Source organism: Pseudarthrobacter sp. CCNWLW207 (assembly GCF_037203945.1).
In the GTDB taxonomy this organism is placed as follows: domain Bacteria; phylum Actinomycetota; class Actinomycetes; order Actinomycetales; family Micrococcaceae; genus Arthrobacter.
Genome location: NZ_JBBCBS010000009.1, coordinates 77,810 through 93,135, shown reverse-complemented (window position 1 = coordinate 93,135; position 15,326 = coordinate 77,810). Strand labels below are relative to the sequence as shown.

General features: G+C 63.5%; 13 protein-coding genes and 2 tRNA genes. 7 read left to right on the top strand and 8 right to left on the bottom strand.

Going from position 1 to position 15,326, the window contains the following annotated elements; genetic code table 11:
• Window positions 1-5: 5 nt before the first annotated feature.
• The 5 genes from V9L17_RS16055 to bcp form a co-directional block, all read right to left on the bottom strand.
• On the bottom strand, window positions 6-1,508 hold the full coding sequence (locus V9L17_RS16055; RefSeq protein ID WP_337345908.1) for a malate:quinone oxidoreductase: 1,503 nt from the start codon (window positions 1,506-1,508) through the stop codon (window positions 6-8).
• A gap of 79 nt (window positions 1,509-1,587) precedes the next feature.
• On the bottom strand, window positions 1,588-3,261 hold the full coding sequence (locus V9L17_RS16050) for an ABC transporter substrate-binding protein (RefSeq protein ID WP_337345909.1): 1,674 nt from the start codon (window positions 3,259-3,261) through the stop codon (window positions 1,588-1,590).
• Window positions 3,262-3,455: 194 nt separating this feature from the next.
• Window positions 3,456-4,130 carry a fasciclin domain-containing protein gene (locus tag V9L17_RS16045; RefSeq protein ID WP_337345910.1) on the bottom strand — a complete coding sequence of 225 codons (675 nt, stop codon included), beginning with the start codon at window positions 4,128-4,130 and terminating at the stop codon, window positions 3,456-3,458.
• Window positions 4,131-4,394: 264 nt separating this feature from the next.
• A tRNA-Leu gene (locus tag V9L17_RS16040) sits at window positions 4,395-4,476 on the bottom strand.
• Between the two features lie 89 nt (window positions 4,477-4,565).
• Window positions 4,566-5,039, bottom strand: a complete 474-nt coding sequence (gene bcp / locus V9L17_RS16035) for a thioredoxin-dependent thiol peroxidase (protein WP_337345911.1) — start codon at window positions 5,037-5,039, stop codon at window positions 4,566-4,568.
• A 95-nt stretch (window positions 5,040-5,134) separates the two neighbouring features.
• Here bcp and V9L17_RS16030 point away from each other — a divergent pair, with 95 nt between their 5' ends.
• The 3 genes from V9L17_RS16030 (at window position 5,135) to V9L17_RS16020 (ending at window position 6,985) form a co-directional block, all read left to right on the top strand.
• A complete protein-coding gene (locus V9L17_RS16030) occupies window positions 5,135-5,590 on the top strand; it encodes a MarR family winged helix-turn-helix transcriptional regulator (RefSeq protein WP_337345949.1) in 456 nt (151 codons plus the stop codon).
• A 139-nt stretch (window positions 5,591-5,729) separates the two neighbouring features.
• Window positions 5,730-6,407, top strand: coding sequence for an HNH endonuclease family protein (locus V9L17_RS16025; RefSeq protein ID WP_337345912.1), 678 nt, complete (start codon window positions 5,730-5,732; stop codon window positions 6,405-6,407).
• Window positions 6,408-6,463: 56 nt separating this feature from the next.
• Window positions 6,464-6,985, top strand: coding sequence for a hypothetical protein (locus V9L17_RS16020; protein WP_337345913.1), 522 nt, complete (start codon window positions 6,464-6,466; stop codon window positions 6,983-6,985).
• Window positions 6,986-7,186: 201 nt separating this feature from the next.
• Here V9L17_RS16020 and V9L17_RS16015 read toward each other — a convergent pair.
• The 3 genes from V9L17_RS16015 to V9L17_RS16005 all read right to left on the bottom strand — a co-directional run bounded on the left by V9L17_RS16015 (window position 7,187) and on the right by V9L17_RS16005 (window position 9,584).
• Window positions 7,187-7,262: transfer RNA gene (locus V9L17_RS16015), tRNA-Lys, on the bottom strand.
• A gap of 116 nt (window positions 7,263-7,378) precedes the next feature.
• Window positions 7,379-8,551 carry a PQQ-dependent sugar dehydrogenase gene (locus V9L17_RS16010; RefSeq protein WP_337345914.1) on the bottom strand — a complete coding sequence of 391 codons (1,173 nt, stop codon included), beginning with the start codon at window positions 8,549-8,551 and terminating at the stop codon, window positions 7,379-7,381.
• Complete coding sequence (locus V9L17_RS16005) at window positions 8,460-9,584, bottom strand: sunset domain-containing protein (protein ID WP_337345915.1); 1,125 nt, start codon at window positions 9,582-9,584, stop codon at window positions 8,460-8,462. The genes V9L17_RS16010 and V9L17_RS16005 overlap by 92 nt, the downstream gene beginning before the upstream one ends.
• A gap of 154 nt (window positions 9,585-9,738) precedes the next feature.
• On the opposite strand from V9L17_RS16005, the gene V9L17_RS16000 reads away from it, so the two are divergent.
• The 4 genes from V9L17_RS16000 (at window position 9,739) to ilvN (ending at window position 15,313) form a co-directional block, all read left to right on the top strand.
• Window positions 9,739-10,665 (top strand): LysR family transcriptional regulator, encoded by a 927-nt coding sequence (locus V9L17_RS16000; protein ID WP_337352143.1) that lies wholly within the window; start codon window positions 9,739-9,741, stop codon window positions 10,663-10,665.
• 140 nt (window positions 10,666-10,805) lie between these two features.
• Window positions 10,806-12,527 (top strand): dihydroxy-acid dehydratase, encoded by a 1,722-nt coding sequence (gene ilvD / locus V9L17_RS15995; protein WP_337352142.1) that lies wholly within the window; start codon window positions 10,806-10,808, stop codon window positions 12,525-12,527.
• A 363-nt stretch (window positions 12,528-12,890) separates the two neighbouring features.
• On the top strand, window positions 12,891-14,798 hold the full coding sequence (locus tag V9L17_RS15990; RefSeq protein WP_337345918.1) for an acetolactate synthase large subunit: 1,908 nt from the start codon (window positions 12,891-12,893) through the stop codon (window positions 14,796-14,798).
• A gap of 2 nt (window positions 14,799-14,800) precedes the next feature.
• Entirely contained in the window at window positions 14,801-15,313 is a 513-nt protein-coding gene (ilvN, locus tag V9L17_RS15985) for an acetolactate synthase small subunit (protein WP_055796055.1), read from the top strand.
• Window positions 15,314-15,326: the final 13 nt, after the last annotated feature.

Below are 15,326 nucleotides of genomic sequence, written 5' to 3'. Positions count from 1 at the left end.
CAGGGTCAACGGCTCGCGGAAACGCTCTCCAGCTGAAGGGCCGCGGCAGTGGCCTTCTCAAGCTCCGCCGCGAGCTCCGGGTTGCTGTCCAGCTTGGTTCCGTAGCCGGGCATCATGTCCCTGAGCTTGCCCTGCCAGCCCTTGAAGTTCTTGGGGAAGGCCTTCTGCAGCAGTTCAATCATGATGGGCACCGCGGTGGAAGCCCCGGGCGAGGCACCCAGGAGCGCCCCGATGGAGCCGTCACGCCCGGCGATGACTTCCGTGCCGAACTGCAGCACTCCGCCCTTCTTCGGGTCCTTCTTAATAATCTGTACACGCTGGCCCGCGGTGATCAGTTCCCAGTCGCCGTCTTTGGCCTCGGGGTAGTACTCGCGGAGCGCCTCCACCTTGTCGCCGTGGCGCTTCGCCACCTCTTTCACGAGGTAGGCCGTCAGGTCCATGTTGTCCTTGGCCACGGCGAGCATGGGAATGATGTTGCTGGGCCGGATGGACAGCGGCAGGTCCAGGTAAGAGCCGTTCTTCAGGAAATTCGTGGAGAAACCGGCGTACGGGCCGAACAGCAGGGAGCGCTTCCCATGGACGTAGCGCGTGTCAAGGTGCGGCACGGACATGGGCGGAGCACCCACGGAGGCCTGGCCGTAGACCTTCGCGCTGTGCTGGGCCGCGATTTTTTCGTCGGTGCAGCGGAAGAACTGGCCGGAGACCGGGAAGCCGCCGAAGCCCTTGCTTTCGGGAATGCCTGAAGCCTGCAGCAGGTGCAGGGCGCCGCCGCCGGCACCCACAAACACAAACTTCGCGTGGATCCTGCTGTGTTCCCCGGAAGCCGGGTATTTGAGCGAAAGGTCCCAGCCGCCGTCGGACGCCCGGGAAATCCCGGTCACGTCGTGGCCGTAGTTGATGTCGACGCCGTTGTTCCCGAGGTATGTGGTCAGCTCGCGGGTGAGTGCACCGAAGTCGACGTCGGTGCCCTCCGCCGCGCGGGTGGCAGCGATGCGCTGCTTCGGGTCGCGGCCCTTGACGATCAACGGAGCCCATTTGGCGATCTGGGCGTGGTCCTCGGAATACTCCATGCTGCGGAACAGCGGGTGCGGCTTCAGTGCCTCGTACCGGGTCCGCAGGAATTTGGTGTTGTCCTCGCCAATGACGAAGCTCATGTGCGGGACGGTGTTGATGAAGCCCTTGGGCGAACCGATCAGCGACTGCTCCACGAGGTGGGCCCAGAACTGGCGGGAGAGCTGGAACTGCTCGTTGATGAGCAGCGCCTTGGTGGGGTCCACCGAGCCGTCTTTGGCTGCGGGGGAATAGTTGAGCTCGCAGAGTGCGGCGTGCCCGGTGCCGGCGTTGTTCCACGGACCGGAGCTTTCCAGTCCGGGCTCATCGAGGCGCTCGAAGAGGGAGATGGTCCAGGTGGGTTCAAGCTGCTTGATGAACGCCCCAAGTGTGGCGCTCATGATGCCGCCGCCGATCAGGACGACGTCGGCATTTTTGGTCTTGGAAATAAAAGTCACAGTGAGTCTCCGATAGCAGCGGCTCTGGCTGTCACAGAATATCCCCGCGCCACCCTCTTACTGAAATTGGACGGCTGCGTCAAGGCTTTAGTTGGACCTTGGTGAAAACTTCGTTTAATACAGGTGAGGCCGGGTAGCTGGCCACGCGGTCAGAGAGGGCCAATGCGGAGATGGGGAATGCGATGGGAACAGCCGGGACCGAGGCAGCGATCTGGACATTGATGGTGTGATATTGCTCATCACGTTCCTGTCCCTGTGGCATGCTGCGGGCCCGATTGATCTTTGAGAAGACCTGGGGATCCTGATAGCCGAACTCGCCGTTTTTCTCGCCGAACAGGGGGCCAACGAAGTTGTCGGCGTCGGCGTAGGCGCCATTCCAGCCGAGCAGGTGGAGGGCGTGGTCGCCCGGGGACTGGACTTTCTGGAGGTATCCGTTTGCCCAGTCCACCGGAACAGGCTTGATGTTCAGTCCGACGGCGGTCAGTTGCCGGCTGATCTCCGCGTAGACCTTCTCTGGCGTGGGGAGGTAAGGCCGGGTGGCGTTCAACGGATAGTAGAACTTCAGCTCTTCGCCGTCATATTCGGACTCTTCGAGGTACGTCTTTGCCTTGGCGGGGTCGTGGCCCAAGGAAGGCGCCTCGTTATTGAAGCCGCTGATTTTCGGCGGAACAAATTGCGTTGCCTGGGCGGTGTTGTCGATAAAGAACTTGCGGATGAGGGTGTCTTTGTCGATCGCCATTTCAATCGCCTGCCGCACCTTCACATCCTGGAGGGCAGGGACTTCCTGGTTCATGCCGACGTACATCACGGAGAACGGGTCCCGCTGCACAATCTGCATGCCCCGTTTGACCAGCTGGTCAAAGTTTCCCACCGTGACGGCGTCGTAGCCGTCGATCTTGCTGTCCAGGAGCGCTTGCATGCGGGTCTGGGGGTGGTCGTAGGTCAGGAAGTTGATCGTGGCGATCTGCCCGCGGTTGCCCCAGTAGTCCTTGTTGCTGACCAGCGTGACGCTGGTTTCGTCCCAGGCGCCCAACCGGAAGGGCCCGGTTCCCACCGGATTCGTGGCAAAGGCTGACAGAGGCTGTCCGCCCCGGTCCCTGTCCAGGACATCGGCAGTCCCGGCCGCCAGCGCTGTGGGCGATGCCATGGCGAAAGCCGGCAGGGTCAGGGCCTGGAGGAAGGCGGTGAAGCGCTGTGTGAGGTCGATCCGGACAGTGTCAGCGGAAAGGGCGGTGCAGCTTTTGAAGATGGACAGCGATGCCTCATCGGAATGGGCCTTGAACACACCCTTGAAGGAGCTTCCCGGTGCCTGTTGCCGGAGAGCCACCGGGAACGCGAACCAGCGGTTGAAGTTGGCGCAGACGGCATCGGCATTAAAGGGTGTTCCGTCCTGGAACGTGACTCCGCTGCGCAGTTTGAATGTGTAGGAGCGGCCTTCGTCGGATTCGGTCCACTCGGTTGCCAGCAGCGGTGTGGGCTTGCCCGTAGTCTGGTCCACTCCGACCAGGCCTTCCAGGATCTGGCGTGTGATCCGGTGCGACTCCACGTCGTTGGACAGGGCGGGGTCGAGCCCGAGCGGCTGGGATGCTGTTCCGAACCTGAAGGTAGCTGTGGGCTCAGGGCCAGTGGACGGCGTTGAACTTGTGGGCGATGACGGGGAAGGGCCCGGAACTCCGGTGCAGGACGTCACTCCCAGTGCCAGGAGAACGGCGCTTGTCTTGATCACCGTTCGTCGCGATGTACTGCTGGGCACTCGTTGATCACCTCTGGGCTGCTGGCCGGCTCCGCGGTCTGCGGGCCCCAGCCCAGTCTAGTTGACGGACCAGGATGATCCTGGAGACGCAGTTGGGCCCGGCCTGTACAGGCCGGGCCCAACTATATGCACGGAGCCGCCGGGGGAGTCACGCCCCGCGGCTCCGGTTTGCCCGGTGTCGCTGGTGCCCGTGGTTACTTGGGCATCAGCACCGAATCGATCAGATAGACCGTGGCGTTGGCCGTCTGGACGCCGCCGCAGATCACGCTGGCGCCGTCAACCATGAGGGCGTCCTTGCTGCCGGTGACCGTTACGGAGCCGCCTTGGACCGTGGCGTGGGTGCCGGCAATCTTGTCGGGGGTGATCTGGCCGGGGACCACGTGGTAGGTCAGGATCTTGCTCAGCAGGGCGTCGTCCGTCTTGAGCGTCTCGATCGTGGCGGCGTCGATCTTGGCGAAGGCGTCGTCCACCGGAGCAAAGACCGTGAATTCGCTGCCATTCAGCGTGTCCACCAGGTCAACCTTAGGGTTCAGCTTTCCCGAGACCGCTGCCGTCAGGGTGGTAAGGATGGGGTTGTTCGAGGCTGCAACAGCCACGGGATCGAGCGCCATGCCCGCAACAGAGCCCGCGCCGGTGGGAACCTTCTCGGCGTAGCCGGCACAGCCGGCGCCGACCAGGTTCGCAGCCGGGTCCATCGGGGCAGCGGAGCTTGCCGACGGTGACGGAGCCATGCTGGAGGATGAAGGCGTGGAGGCCGGTGCCGACGATGACGTTGCCGTGGTGGCGGAGCCGCCGCAAGCGGTCAGGCTGAGCAATGCGGCAGCGGCAACGCCTGCGACGGTGAAGGTTGTGCGTTTGATTGACTGCATTTCGGTTCTCCTTGTTAGTGCCGATCGTTGCCTTTGCGGACAGCTTGCCTGCCGCTTATGGCCTTCCGACGTGGTGGGCACCTGCCTTGGCTGGTGTCTCACTGTGTATTCGGGTGGTGCCTCGATGCGGATGGGTGGATCTCAAGGAGTTTTTTTGCGGTGGGCGCCGACGGACTGAAACTTGCGAAAGCCGGCGTCGGGGGACTTAACGAGGGAATCCCGGGCCGTTGGGCCCGGGATTCCATGGTTCATGACGTTCAACAGTGCGCAAGGGGGGACTTGAACCCCCACGCCCGAAGGCACAGGAACCTAAATCCTGCGTGTCTGCCAATTTCACCACTCGCGCTTGGCTGCCGCGGCAGAAACTTGCGACGGCGGATGCCAGGTTCCATTGTAGCGCCGGCCGGCCGTGGGTCCGGTCAGTCGCCGGACCCGTCAGGAATCAATTTTGAGGTCACGGCGCAGTTTGGCAACATGACCGGTCGCCCGGACGTTGTACTGCGCCACGGCAACCTTGCCCTCAGTGTCCACCACGATGGTCGAACGAATCAGCCCCTGGTAGGTCTTTCCGTAGTTCTTCTTTTCCCCCCAGGCACCATAGGCCTCTGCCACGGCGTGGTCTGCATCCGAGAGCAACGGGAAGCTGAGTCCTTCTGCGGCCGCAAACTTTGCCAACTTCTCCACCGGGTCCGGGGAGATGCCCAGGACTTCATAACCGGCCGCCTGCAGGGAAGCCAGGCTGTCTCGGAAATCGCATGCCTGCTTTGTGCAGCCAGGCGTGGACGCGGCGGGATAGAAGTACACAATGGTGTTGCGCCCCCGGGTGGAAGCCAGGCTGACGTCTTTACCTTGCGAGTCCTTCAAAGTGAAGCCAGGTGCTTCGGTGCCGGTCATGAGTCTGTCAGCCACAATTAATCTCCTAGTTGAAGGCGGGACATACCAGCTTAGTAAGCGTGCTGGACCGGGGCGAATCGTCACTTGGCTATACTGCTGGTATGCCTGATATGGATCATTGGCCCACTGGGCGCCTACTGTCCACTGCGGCCCGTCTCGTAGAACACTCTTGGAACGAAAAACTCGGCGCCATTGGATTGACACACGCCGGTGTTATCGCGATCGAAGTGCTTGCGGCCCAGGGCCCCATGACGCAGGCGCAGCTGGCCCAGTACGTCCGCGTCCAGGCGCAGACAATGGGCAAGACGCTCAGCAGGCTGGAGACGCACGGACACATCGCCCGTGTCCGCAGCACCTCGGACCGCCGTAGTCATGTTGTCTCTTTGACGGACCGTGGACGCGAGGCTGTCACCGCCGCAGTGGAGATGGAACGTTCGGTGCTTGCTGCCGCGTCCATTGATCCCGACGTCCTGCGCCAGGAGCTACAGGCTGTGGTGCGGGAACTTGCCAGCCAATTTGCTTCCCCTGAAGCCAAGGCACTGGCGGACGGTTCCCCAGTGGGGTAGCCGCATCACGGCCTCCAGGCGCAATCACTGGTTCCTCACAGTGGTTGCGCGTTTTTCTTTTAATCTTTGAACCAGGATCGCCAGCCGCTACGCTTCCTCGCGCGGCGGTAAACCTGCGCCGTGCACATTAAGGAACTTCTTGTACTACCGCTCCGCCGTCACCATCGCGCTTACTGCCATCTCCGGTTTGGTCCTTGCCGGTTCCCTTGCCGGCTGCGATGCCCCAGCCCATGCCGAACCAAGGGTTTCCGGAACCGAAGCCGCCGCTGCCCTCGCCCAGCTGGAAACCATCCCGGTGAAGGGGCGTGCTCCCAAGACCGGCTACAGCCGTGAGGAGTTCGGTCCCGCCTGGGCGGATGTGGACCGCAACGGCTGTGATACCCGCAACGACATCCTTGCCAGGGATCTTGAGGGCGAGACGTTCAAGCCAGGAACACAGGACTGTGTTGTCGCGTCCGGCACGCTGGATGACAGCTACACCGGCACCAGCATCAGGTTTGTCCGCGGCGACACTACCAGCTCAGCGGTCCAGATCGACCACATCATCGCGCTGTCGGACGCGTGGCAGAAAGGTGCCCAGCGGCTCAGTGCTGACCAGCGCAGGCAACTGGCCAACGACCCGCTGAACCTCATGGCCGCCGACGGTCCCACCAACAGCGCCAAGGGAGACAAAGACGCAGCGACGTGGCTTCCGCCGAACAAGGCGTTCCGCTGCGAATACGTTGCCCGCCAGACGGCCGTGAAGGCAAAGTACCAGCTGTGGGTTACCCCAGCCGAGCATGCTGCGATCGCGGGGATCCTGGGCACCTGTGAGTAAGGGCGCCTGCGGGTCTTCGTGGCTTGCCTCGGCTGGCACCGGACGGTGGCCGCAGCATGACGACAGATAAGGTTAATCCCGTGGGGACCAAGGACGAACCTTTCAGAAGAGCGCTTAACCGGCCGTACTACTACGGGTACGCCAGGACGGGCAAAACTGTGTACGCGTACACGAAGCAAGAGTGGGGCATGGGGGCCGGCTCCGGCGGAGGCGACCACAAACTGATCCGCTCCTTCTACTTCAGTCTCCTGGCAACGGCTCTCATCTTTCTCCCTGCCTCGCTGGCCTGCCTGGTCTTCGGCCTCCTTGCGCTGTTCAAGATGCCGCTCATGACACTCGTCATGGTTTTCTTCGGGCTCATCTTCGGCCTTGGGGTCCTCCAGGGATACTTTAACGTCCAAGAAGAATGGCGGGGGAGGAAGGCCCGGAAGCTCAAAGGTCTCCCGAAGCCCTGGTGGCAGGCTGCTGATGACCACGCCTACGAGTGGTTCCTCACGCACCCTGATTCCCGCATCCAGATGACCCTGGACTATTTCCCTCATTCCGCGAAGCTCCGGAGGCAGGAGGCAGCCCGATGACCTTCCCGAAAGACCGGGACGAGAAATAGGGTCCACGTGAGTCTGCGCCACGCGGTGTCTTCAACGTGGCCGCGGCTGCGATAGCTGGCGGCGCCGTCGGCCGATCGGCCCAGTTATCAGCCCGAAATATCCCTCGGCCTGATCGATGGGCAAAGCAAAACCCCGCCTTCGTGGCTTGTGGCCATGAAGACGGGGTTTTCTTGGTGCACCCCCCGGGACTTGAACCCGGAACCCATTGATTAAGAGTCAATTGCTCTGCCAATTGAGCTAGAGGTGCATCTCTTGTTTTGATCTCCCCGGGGCTTTTATTTCCCGGTTGATCTCCGCAACGACATGAAACTCTACACGAACTTTTGGCCCATGTGAAATCGGGGTGGCGGGCGGTTGGCAGCATCACGCCGAAGGGGTCAAAACCAGCACAAAGTCGGGGTTTTCGTTGTTCGTCAGCAGCCAAAAACGTCCGTCCGGAGCCTTGATGACATCGCGGATCCGGCCATATTCCCGTGTGAAATAGGCCACAGGATTTCCGGCTTCCTCGCCTTCAAGCGGAACCGTCCACAGCCGCTGGCCGCGTAGTGCCCCGAGGTACGCTGTGGCGCCAACAATTTCCAGCCCGCTCGGGGAGGATTCAGCCGTGGATGGCCACACCACTTTCGCGTCGCGGAATCCGTCCCGGTGCGGTGCCCCTGTGACCTGGGGCCAGCCATAATTGGCCCCCGGAAGGATCAGATTGAGTTCGTCGTTGACGTCCGGGCCGAATTCGCTGGCCCAGAAGCGCCCTTCACTGTCCCAAGCCAGCCCCTGGACGTTCCGATGGCCGAGACTGTAGACGGCATTGCCGAAAGGGTTGCCCGGCGCCGGGCGGCCTTCGGGCGTCAACCTCAGGATCTTTCCACCCAGCGCATTCGGGTCCTGCGGCTGCTCCCGGCGCTGCGAGTCGCCGGTCCCCACATAGAGCAGGCCGTCTGGTCCAAAGCGGATCCTGCCGCCGTTGTGCGTTGATGCTTTCGGGATGCCGGTGAAGATGACCTCCGGAGAGCCGATGGCGAATTTCCCGTCGCCGTCTGCCCTGAGGACCGCACGGGCAATCCGGTTGTCCCGCTCGGCCGTGAAGTAGAAGTAGAGCAAATTGTCCGAGGAAAAAGAGGGGGAGAGCGCGAGTCCGAGCAGGCCGCCCTCCCCGCCGGGAACTACTCCGGGAACCTCTCCGATGGGGGAGGACCGCCCGTCACGGACCGCCTTGAGCAGTCGGGAATCACGCTCCGAGATGACGGCCGTTCCGTCCGGCAGGAACACCGCTGCCCACGGGATCTGGAGCCCGAGGTCAAGCCGCTCCACCACAGCGGGCGCTCCCGCGGTGCCGCCGGTACCCGCACTCGTGCTGACTGTGGTGGGCGGCCCATTGGCATCTTCTGTGCAACCGGTCAGGAGGAGCCCGAGGCAGACGGTCCACGCCGCAGGGGCGCGGCCGAATTTACTGGAACCGGGTCCGCCGCGGGGCCCGGAAGCCGGCAGCTTCGGCGTGGGCCGCTGATTCGAACCAGACTCCTGCGCGGGTCTGCTCATACTCCGGGTGCCCCTCTTCGTAATAGACCATAGAGTCCGCGTCACCTTTGACGGTGTAATCGGCCGGGCCGCTGCCGTCGGGGGACGGCGACGCCGACCCTTCACCATACGGGCGGTCCGCCGCCAGGTAACCCGCGGGTTCGGGGACTGATTCCGAGCCGACGGACGTGGGGGACTCTGCCTTGATGGCTTCGACCTCATTCACTTCGCCTGGACTGGCCTGGACTCGGTTGGATTCGGCCTGTTCGGCGGCCGCCGGCTCGTCCACCACAACCTCGGCTGCTGCAGATTCAGCACCCGGCAGCGTGGGCGCATGTGGCCCGGTGTACTCGGGGCGATGGACCGGCCCGGACTGGCCTGCTTTGCCGGCGTCCGTGGGACCCCCGGCTGCACTACCCGCCGCAGGGGCGGTTGGGGCCGCTGTAGTCGGGGCCGCTGCATGGGAAGCGGGCGTTCCGCCGGCCTCAGACCATTGGGTCTCCCACTCGCCTTGGTCGCTGCTGACCTGAGATGGACCCGAAGCCTGGGCTGTGCCCGCGGACTGCGCGGCCCCTCCGCCCTGGGCTGCTTGGGCGCCGTGAACCTCAGTGGCGTCGTCAACAGCAGGCGGAACAGGGGCTTCCGGCATATCCCCGGCGCCCGGGGCGCCTGTTGGTGCAGGGGCTGCAATTGTCTCCGCGGATGTGGTCCCCGGTCCGGCTTCCGTCCGTTCCGGCGCAGGGGAATCCTGTTCACCAACCCGGCTGGCATCAGAGGGTTCGGGCAGCTCGGAGGCGTCATCCGCCGTCGTCGGCGGCACAGGGTCGGACGGCCGTCCAAAGCCTGCGGCAGTGGCGATCCCAGTGGTACCAGCGGCTTCCGCGGAAGCCGCGGCACTCCCTCCGGCCAGGGCGCCGTCCGCGCGGAAACCGGCCGGAGCTGCCGCTGACCTGTCGTCCTCGCTGGTGGACTTGGTGGAACTGCCGCGGTTCAGCAGCCACCAGACGACACCGACGATCAGCACGATCAGAATGATCCAGAAGACAAAATCCATATCAGGGCCCTTCAGTCCGGATGGCAGGGTTGCCGTTCACCTGACGGTACGTCGGGGCAAACGGGACTGTCTAGGTCTTCGGCAGGGAGCAGCCCGTCCGGCGGACAGTGAAGACGGCCCGAACAACGCAGCGGCAGTCCAGTAGCCTCTCTACATGGACTTCAAGAGGCTGCGGATTCTGCGCGAACTTGCCGACCGGGGCACTGTGGGCGCCACGGCCGAAGCCATGCACGTCACGCCATCGGCTGTATCCCAGCAGCTCAAAACCCTGCAGGACGAGCTAGGTGTGGTCCTTATCGAGAAGGCCGGCCGGGGAGTCCGGCTGACCGAAGCCGGGCTGGCAATGGCCTCGGCCGCTGCGGATGTCTCAACAGCAATGGCCAGGGCGGAGGCCACCATCGATACGTACCGGCACGGTTGGCAGGCCCATGTGCGGGCCGCGTTCTTCCCCAGCGCGGCGGAGATGTTCCTGCCAGGACTCCTGCACCGGGTCAAGGACATCGCCGGCTTGCAGTTTGAGGCCCATTTCGAGGACCCGGGAGTGGACGGTTTCGCAGGCCTCGCCGCCGACTATGACATCGTGCTGGCGCACAGCGTGGATGGCCCGGACGTGTTTTCCTCCCACGGGCTGATCGTGGTCCCGCTACTTAATGAGCCCTTGGACGTTGCCATGCAGTCAGGGCACGCCCTGGCGTCGAAACCCCGGCTGACCGCCCGGGATGTGGTGGGTTATCCCTGGATGGGGGTCCCCGAGGGGTTCCCCTTCGACGCCGTGCTGCGGCAGATCGAAAAGCAGGCCGGATCCACCGCGGTCCGGGCGCAGCTCTTTCCGGACCTGCGCGTGCTCGAAGCATTGGTCAGCGCCGGACACGGCCTTGCACTGCTGCCGCGGTACACCGCGGTGGCAAACCAGGACCGCGGGTTTGTGCTGCGGCCGCTGGTGGGTGTGACGGCCCGCCGCAGCATCGTGGCCCTCGCCCGGCCCGACGTCGCGGCACGGACCACCATCCGGAAGGTCCTGGACATGCTCCAGCAGGAAGCTGAGTCGGTTGCTGCTGGCCGTGGCCCGAGTGATTTCTGACACGTTGCGGGGGAGTCCCCGAGCTCCGATCTCAATATATGAGACGAGAGTCCACTATTTGATCGAAATATTCACTGAATTGGGCTTCACGGACCCTTCCGTGTCGTTGGCCTCCCAATCTGAGTCATAGACTTTGACGCATGAGTGAGGACACCCAGATCGCAACTGAAAACAAGCCTGACATCAAGCCCCGAAGCCGGGTCGTCACCGACGGAATCCACGCCGCCCCCGCGCGCGGCATGTTCCGAGCGGTCGGCATGGGGGACGACGACTTCGCCAAGCCGCAGATCGGCGTTGCGAGCTCCTGGAATGAAATTACTCCCTGCAACCTTTCCCTGAACCGTCTGGCCCAGGGCGCCAAGGAAGGCGTCCACGCAGGCGGCGGGTTCCCGATGCAGTTCGGCACCATCTCCGTCTCGGACGGCATCTCCATGGGCCACGAAGGCATGCACTTCTCCCTTGTTTCCCGCGAAGTCATCGCCGACTCCGTGGAAACGGTGATGCAGGCCGAGCGGATCGACGGCTCGGTCCTCCTGGCCGGGTGCGACAAATCCCTTCCGGGCATGCTGATGGCAGCTGCCCGCCTGGACCTCGCCAGCGTGTTCCTCTACGCCGGCTCCATCATGCCTGGCTGGGTCAAGCTCGAGGACGGCTCCGAAAAGGAAGTCACCCTCATTGACGCTTTCGAGGCCGTGGGGGCATGCGCCGCCGGCAAGATGAGCATGGAAGACCTCACGCGGATCGAAAAGGCCATCTGTCCTGGCGAAGGCGCCTGCGGCGGCATGTACACGGCCAACACCATGGCCTGCATCGGCGAAGCCCTCGGTATGTCCCTGCCGGGCTCCGCTGCCCCACCCTCGGCAGACCGCCGTCGTGATGACTTTGCCCGCAAGTCCGGTGAAGCAGTGGTGAACCTCCTGCGCAAGGGCATCACCGCCCGGGACATCATGACCAAGAAGGCCTTTGAGAACGCCATCGCCGTGACCATGGCTTTTGGTGGCTCCACCAACGCTGTGCTGCACCTGCTGGCCATCGCCCGTGAAGCCGAAGTCGAGCTCTCCCTGGCCGACTTCAACCGCATCGGCGACAAAATCCCGCACTTGGGAGACCTCAAGCCCTTCGGCCGCTACGTCATGACTGACGTGGACAAGATCGGCGGCGTGCCGGTCATCATGAAGGCACTGCTCGACGCCGGCCTGCTGCACGGCGACTGCCTCACCGTTACCGGCAAGACCCTCGCCGAGAACCTTGAGTCCATCAACCCCCCGGACCTCGATGGCAAGATCCTGCGCGCCCTGGACAACCCGATCCACAAGACCGGCGGCATCACCATCCTGCACGGTTCGATGGCACCCGAAGGCGCCGTCGTCAAGAGCGCCGGTTTCGACGCCGACGTCTTCGAAGGTACGGCCCGCGTGTTCGAGCGCGAACAGGGCGCCCTTGATGCGCTGGACAACGGCCAAATCCACGCCGGTGACGTCGTCGTCATCCGCTATGAAGGACCCAAGGGTGGGCCGGGCATGCGCGAGATGCTCGCCATTACCGGCGCCATCAAGGGTGCAGGCCTCGGCAAGGACGTGCTCCTGCTGACTGACGGCCGCTTCTCCGGCGGCACTACGGGCCTGTGCATCGGCCACGTAGCGCCGGAAGCCGTCGACGGCGGTCCCATCGCCTTTGTCAAGGACGGCGACCGGATCCGGGTCGACATCGCAGCCCGCAGCTTCGACCTGCTGGTCGACGACGCAGAGCTCGAAGCACGCAAGGAGGGCTGGGAGCCGCTGCCGGCCAAGTTCACCAAGGGCGTCCTTGCCAAGTACGCCAAGCTGGTCCACAGCGCCTCCACCGGCGCATACTGCGGGTAGTACACCGCAGCCGGTCGCCTGAACCCAACTGGGTAGCAGCACATGTCGTTATGGGCCCTCAAAACGACACCTGCTGCTACCTAGTTGGGAGGGCGGCCGATTGGTGGACAATGGAGTCCACATGGTGAGATGCGTATCGTCGTCGTTGACATGCATCTCACGCAGAGGGAAAACTGATCGCATGATCGCATTCGTTACCGCCGGCATCGCTGCAGATGCAGTCGTCGTCCTTACCAAGCGCGTGGCACATTAGCCCCGGGTAACGAACCGTCACGCGCAACCCCTCGAAGAGCCACAAGGCTGAGGGGTTTTTTTATTTCCCGCAGTTCCCAAAAATACAAATGATCCACAAGGAAGAGTCCGATGAGCAAAGGATCGCCGATCAGCCCCTCGCTGATGGCTACAAAGTCCGCTGGAGCCCCCAAGGCCCCGGAACGCGCCGACCGAACGGCTGACCATGCCGCAGTCGTCGCTGATCTTGCCGCTGTCTCTCCTGTCCTTGGGCCGAACAACGTTGTACCCCCAACGGTGATGACCGGCTCGCAAGCTATCGTCCGCTCGCTCGAAGAACTCGGCGTCGACGATATTTTTGGTTTGCCTGGTGGCGCGATCCTGCCTACCTATGACCCCTTGATGGCCTCCAGCATGAATCACGTACTGGTCCGTCACGAACAGGGAGCCGGCCACGCCGCGCAAGGCTATGCCATGGTTACCGGCCGGGTGGGCGTTTGCATTGCCACCTCGGGCCCTGGTGCCACCAACCTCGTTACCGCCATCATGGACGCCCACATGGACTCGGTGCCCCTAGTGGCCATCACCGGCCAGGTGTCCAGCGGTGTGATCGGCACCGACGCGTTCCAGGAAGCCGACATTGTGGGCATCACCATGCCCATCACCAAGCACTCTTTCCTGGTGACCGACCCCAACGACATCCCTCACGTCATGGCTGAGGCGTTCCACCTGGCCTCCACCGGGCGTCCGGGGCCCGTGCTCGTTGATGTCGCAAAGGACGCCCAGCAGGGTCAGATGACCTTCTCCTGGCCGCCAAGGATCGACCTCCCCGGCTACAGGCCCGTGACTCGCGGACACAACAAGCAGGTCCGCGAAGCAGCAAAGCTCATCGCGGCGGCTACCAAGCCCGTCCTGTATGTCGGCGGCGGCGTCGTGAAGGCCCATGCCTCCGCGGAACTCCGCGAGTTGGCCGAACTGACAGGCGCCCCCGTGGTCACCACACTGATGGCGCGCGGTGTGTTCCCGGATTCGCACCCTCAGCATGTGGGCATGCCTGGCATGCATGGCACGGTGTCGGCCGTCACTGCCCTCCAGCAGTCCGATCTCCTCATCACCCTGGGCGCCCGCTTCGACGACCGTGTCACAGGCGTACTCAAGACGTTCGCGCCGAACGCCAAGGTGATCCACGCGGACATCGATCCCGCCGAAATCTCCAAGAACCGCACGGCCGACGTCCCCATCGTGGGCTCCGTCAAGGAAATCATTCCAGAGCTCACCGAGGCCGTACGCTCGCAGTTTGAGGCCACCGGCACTCCGGACCTCACTACGTGGTGGGCGTTCTTGAACAACCTCAAGGAAACCTACCCGCTGGGCTGGACGGAACCGGAGGACGGGCTTTCCGCCCCGCAGCGCGTCATCGAGCGCATCGGCGCACTCACGGGCCCCGAAGGCATCTATGTGGCAGGCGTGGGCCAGCACCAGATGTGGGCTGCGCAGTTCATCAAGTACGAACGTCCGCACGCCTGGCTCAACTCCGGCGGCGCCGGCACAATGGGCTACGCGGTTCCGGCTGCCATGGGCGCCAAAGTGGGTGACCCGGACCGCGTGGTCTGGGCCATCGACGGCGACGGCTGCTTCCAGATGACCAACCAGGAACTGGCCACCTGTGCGATCAACAAGATCCCCATCAAGGTTGCAGTGATCAACAACTCCTCGCTGGGTATGGTGCGCCAGTGGCAAACCTTGTTCTACGAGGGCCGCTATTCCAACACCGACCTGAACACGGGCCATGAGACCGTCCGGATTCCGGACTTCGTTAAGCTGGGGGAGGCGTACGGCTGTGCCTCGTTCCGCTGCGAGCGTGACGAAGACATCGACGCGACCATCCAGAAGGCCCTCGAGATCAACGACCGCCCCGTGGTCATCGACTTCGTGGTGAGCCCCGACTCCATGGTGTGGCCGATGGTGCCCGCCGGAGTAAGCAACGACCAGATCCAGGTTGCCCGCAACATGACCCCGGAATGGGAAGAGGAGGACTGATCATGAGCCGCCACACACTGTCCGTTCTGGTCGAAGACAAGCCCGGTGTACTGACCCGCGTCGCGAGCCTGTTCGCACGCAGGGCCTTTAACATCAATTCCCTGGCCGTCGGCCCGACGGAAGTCCCGGGCATGTCCCGGATGACCGTCGTCGTCGATGCCGACGGTGACCTCATTGAGCAGGTCACCAAGCAGCTCAACAAACTGGTCAACGTGATCAAGATCGTTGAGCTGACCTCCGAATCTTCCGTACAGCGAGACCACATCCTGGTCAAGGTACGTGCGGATGCCGCGACTCGCCTGCAGGTGACCCAGGCTGCAGACCTGTTCCGTGCTTCAGTGGTTGACGTCTCCACAGACTCCGTGGTCATTGAAGCAACCGGCCACCCCGAAAAGCTCACCGCACTGCTTTCAGTGCTTGAGCCCTTCGGCATCCGCGAAATTGTGCAGTCCGGCACCTTGGCCGTTGGACGGGGATCCCGCTCCATGAGTGACAGGGCCTTGCGCAGCGCTTGAAACTGGCGGGGTC

What these genes read in the sequence shown, in the direction of transcription:
- V9L17_RS16045 (WP_337345910.1), bottom strand. Translation starts at nt 4,130, where the DNA reads ATGCAGTCAATCAAACGCACAACCTTCACCGTCGCAGGCGTTGCCGCT.
- V9L17_RS16030 (WP_337345949.1), top strand. Translation starts at nt 5,135, where the DNA reads ATGGATCATTGGCCCACTGGGCGCCTACTGTCCACTGCGGCCCGTCTC.
- V9L17_RS16020 (WP_337345913.1), top strand. Translation starts at nt 6,464, where the DNA reads ATGACGACAGATAAGGTTAATCCCGTGGGGACCAAGGACGAACCTTTC.
- V9L17_RS16010 (WP_337345914.1), bottom strand. Translation starts at nt 8,551, where the DNA reads ATGAGCAGACCCGCGCAGGAGTCTGGTTCGAATCAGCGGCCCACGCCG.
- V9L17_RS16005 (WP_337345915.1), bottom strand. Translation starts at nt 9,584, where the DNA reads ATGGATTTTGTCTTCTGGATCATTCTGATCGTGCTGATCGTCGGTGTC.
- V9L17_RS16000 (WP_337352143.1), top strand. Translation starts at nt 9,739, where the DNA reads ATGGACTTCAAGAGGCTGCGGATTCTGCGCGAACTTGCCGACCGGGGC.
- ilvD (WP_337352142.1), top strand. Translation starts at nt 10,806, where the DNA reads ATGAGTGAGGACACCCAGATCGCAACTGAAAACAAGCCTGACATCAAG.
- V9L17_RS15990 (WP_337345918.1), top strand. Translation starts at nt 12,891, where the DNA reads ATGAGCAAAGGATCGCCGATCAGCCCCTCGCTGATGGCTACAAAGTCC.
- ilvN (WP_055796055.1), top strand. Translation starts at nt 14,801, where the DNA reads ATGAGCCGCCACACACTGTCCGTTCTGGTCGAAGACAAGCCCGGTGTA.